2 protein-coding genes are annotated in these 3,485 nt (G+C 68.4%); both read left to right on the top strand.

Annotated elements, in window-relative coordinates; translation table 11 throughout:
- The coding region (gene purH / locus Y705_RS19885) for a bifunctional phosphoribosylaminoimidazolecarboxamide formyltransferase/IMP cyclohydrolase (RefSeq protein WP_049822765.1) at positions 1–1,131 on the top strand (1,131 nt) is incomplete at its 5' end.
- Positions 1,132–1,212: 81 nt separating this feature from the next.
- Positions 1,213–3,432: an NADP-dependent isocitrate dehydrogenase gene (locus Y705_RS0113020; protein WP_026533172.1), complete on the top strand. Its 2,220-nt coding sequence runs from the start codon at positions 1,213–1,215 to the stop codon at positions 3,430–3,432.
- The last annotated feature ends 53 nt before the right edge of the window (positions 3,433–3,485 follow it).

Raw genomic sequence — 3,485 nt, 5'->3', positions numbered from 1 at the left:
GACGTCGTGGCCGCCGCAGCCGAGGGCGGGTTCGGCCTCGACGCCCGACGCCGGTTGGCCGCGCTCGCCTTCGCGCACACCGCCGCCTACGACACCGCCGTCGCCTCCTGGACTGCAGCCCAGTTCGGCGACGGGACCGGCGGCGGCGACGCCTGGCCCGCCTACGCCGGTCTCGCGCTCGAGCGTTCGGAGGTGCTCCGCTACGGCGAGAACCCGCACCAGCAGGCTGCGCTCTACGTCGAGAAGGCAGCAACGCCGGGGATCGCCCAGGCCGACCAGCTGCACGGCAAGGCCATGAGCTACAACAACTTCGTGGACGCCGACGCCGCCCTCCGCGCGGCCTTCGACTTCGACGAGCCCGCCGTCGCGGTGGTCAAGCACGCCAACCCGTGCGGCGTGGCCGTCGCCTCGCCCGACGCCGCTGATGCCATCGCCGACGCCCACGCCAAGGCCCACGCCTGCGACCCGGTGTCGGCGTTCGGGGGAGTCGTCGCGGCCAACCGCGAGGTCACGGCGGGCATGGCGAACGCGGTGAAGGACATCTTCACCGAGGTGGTCATCGCGCCGTCGTTCGCGCCCGAGGCCCTCGAGATCCTCCGCGCGAAGAAGAACATCCGGCTGCTCGTCCTCCCCGAGGGGTACCGCCGCGACCCCGCCGAGATGCGCCAGGTCTCCGGGGGCGTCCTGCTCCAGATGGTGGACACGCTCGACGCCGATGGCGACGACCCCGCCAACTGGACGCTCGCCGCAGGGGAGGCAGCGGACGAGGCCACCCTCGCCGACCTCGCCTTCGCCTGGAGGGCGTGCCGTGCCGCCAAGTCCAACGCGATCCTCCTCGCCAGCGGTGGAGCGTCGGTCGGCGTGGGCATGGGCCAGGTCAACCGGCTGGACTCGTGCCGCCTCGCCGTCGAGCGGGCCAACACCCTCGCCAGCGGTGAACGGGCGCGCGGTGCCGTAGCGGCGTCGGACGCGTTCTTCCCGTTCGCCGACGGCCTGCAGATCCTGCTCGACGCCGGGGTGCGCGCCGTCGTCCAGCCGGGGGGATCGGTCCGTGACTCCGAGGTCATCGACGCCGCGAACGCAGCGGGAGCCACGCTGTACCTCACCGGCGCCCGGCACTTCTTGCACTAGCCCCACCGGTCCCCTCGGGTAGGTTAGAGCCGACGGGACACCCCGAAATCCACACCAGCCGAATTCCCAGGGAGACGCCCAATGGCCAAGATCATCTATACCCACACTGACGAAGCGCCCATGCTGGCGACCTACTCCTTCCTGCCGATCATCGAGGCGTTCGCCTCGACCGCCGGTGTCGAGGTGGAAACCCGCGATATCTCACTCTCCGGGCGCATCATCTCCCTCTTCGGCGACCGCCTCACCGAGGAGCAGCAGATGAGCGACGCGCTCGCCGAGCTCGGAGCCCTCGCGAAGACCCCGGAGGCGAACATCATCAAGCTTCCCAACATCAGCGCGTCCATCCCGCAGCTCAAGGCCGCGATCGCCGAGCTCCAGGGCCAGGGCTACGCGCTGCCGGACTACCCCGACGCACCCTCCACCGACGAGGAGAAGGAAGTCCGCGCGCGCTACGACAAGGTCAAGGGCAGCGCCGTCAATCCCGTGCTGCGCGAGGGCAACTCGGACCGCCGTGCTCCGGCGTCCGTGAAGAACTTCGCGCGCCAGAACCCGCACAGCATGGGCGCGTGGACGCCGGAGTCGAAGACGAATGTCGCCACCATGGGGGCCGACGACTTCCGCTCCAACGAGAAGTCGGTGGTTTTTGAGGCCGAGAACACCCTCAAGATCCAGTTCATTGACGACGGCGGCAACACCACCGTCCTGAAGGACACCTTCAAGGTGCTCGCCGGCGAAGTCGTGGACGGCACCGTGATGCGTGCAGCCGCCCTCGATGAGTTCCTGAAGGCGCAGGTTGCCCGTGCGAAGCAGGAGGGCGTGCTTTTTTCCGCCCATCTGAAGGCCACCATGATGAAGGTGTCCGACCCGATCATCTTCGGCCACGTGGTCAAAGCGTTCCTGCCCGAACTGTTCGCCACCTACGGTGACGAGCTGGCCGCTGCGGGCCTCAGCCCGAGCAATGGACTCGCCTCAATCCTCAACGGCCTCGACGCCCTCCCCGCCGAGGTGCGCGACGGCGTCGAGGCCGCCATCGAGAAGGGCATGGCGGATGGCCCGAAGCTGGCCATGGTCGATTCAGACAAGGGCATCACCAACCTCCACGTCCCCAGCGACGTCATCGTGGACGCCTCCATGCCTGCGATGATCCGCAGCTCCGGGCACATGTGGGGCCCCGACGGTCAGGAAGCCGACACGCTCGCTGTGATCCCCGACAGCAGCTACGCCGGCGTCTACCAGACGGTCCTCGACGACTGCCGCGCCCACGGCGCCTTCGACCCGACCACCATGGGTACCGTGCCGAACGTCGGGCTGATGGCCCAGGCCGCGGAGGAATACGGCAGCCATGACAAGACCTTCGAGATCCAGGCCGCCGGAACCGTGCAGGTGGTCGACGGCTCGGGAACCGTCCTCATCGAGCACGACGTCCAGCCGGGTGACATTTGGCGCGCCTGCCAGACCAAGGACGCGCCCATCCGCGACTGGGTCAAGCTTGCCGTGACCCGCGCCCGGGCGTCGGGCATGCCCGCCGTGTTCTGGCTCGACGAGGGCCGCGCCCACGACGCCAACCTCATCGCGAAGGTCCGGGAGTACCTGGGAGAGCACGATACCGAGGGCCTGCAGATCGACATCCTGACGCCGGAGAAGGCCACCGCCTTCACCCTGGAGCGGATCCGCAGGGGAGAGGACACCATCTCGGTGTCCGGCAACGTGCTGCGCGACTACCTCACCGACCTGTTTCCCATCCTCGAACTGGGCACCAGCGCCAAGATGCTCTCGGTCGTCACCCGCCAGGCCCGGTGGGTGGACTTCGAGACGGGCGCCGGCGGTTCAGCACCGAAACACGTCCAGCAGTTCGTTCGGGAGAACCACCTCCGTTGGGACAGCCTCGGTGAGTTCCTTGCGCTTGCCGTGAGCTTCGAGCACCTGGCGACGACGACGGACAACGCCCGCGCGCAGATCCTCGCCGACACCCTGGATCGCGCCACCGGCACGTTCCTGCTCGAGAACAAGTCGCCCAGCCGCCGGGTCGGCGAGATCGACAACCGCGGCAGCCACTTCTACCTCGCCCAGTACTGGGCTCAGGAACTCGCTCAGCAGAGCGAGGATACCGACCTGGCGCAGGCCTTCTCCGTGGTGGCCGAAGCACTGGCATCGAACGAGGAAACTATCGTCGCCGAACTCCTTGCTGTACAGGGCTCACCGGTGGACATCTCCGGTTACTTCCACCCGGACGTCACCAAGGTGGCCGCCGCCATGCGCCCCTCGGCCAAACTGCAGGAAGTGCTGGCCACCCTCGGCTGATCGGTCTGGTCCACGACCCCCCCGCTGATTAAGCACCTGTGGCTGCTAACCGG

Source organism: Arthrobacter sp. H41, assembly GCF_000520535.1.
GTDB lineage: Bacteria > Actinomycetota > Actinomycetes > Actinomycetales > Micrococcaceae > Arthrobacter_D.
The sequence above is the reverse complement of the archived record's forward strand: the minus strand, read 5'-3'. Positions and strand labels throughout refer to the sequence as shown.

Bases quoted from the DNA above. Each gene is read 5' to 3' on its own strand.
- Y705_RS0113020 (WP_026533172.1), top strand. From the start codon at position 1,213: ATGGCCAAGATCATCTATACCCACACTGACGAAGCGCCCATGCTGGCG.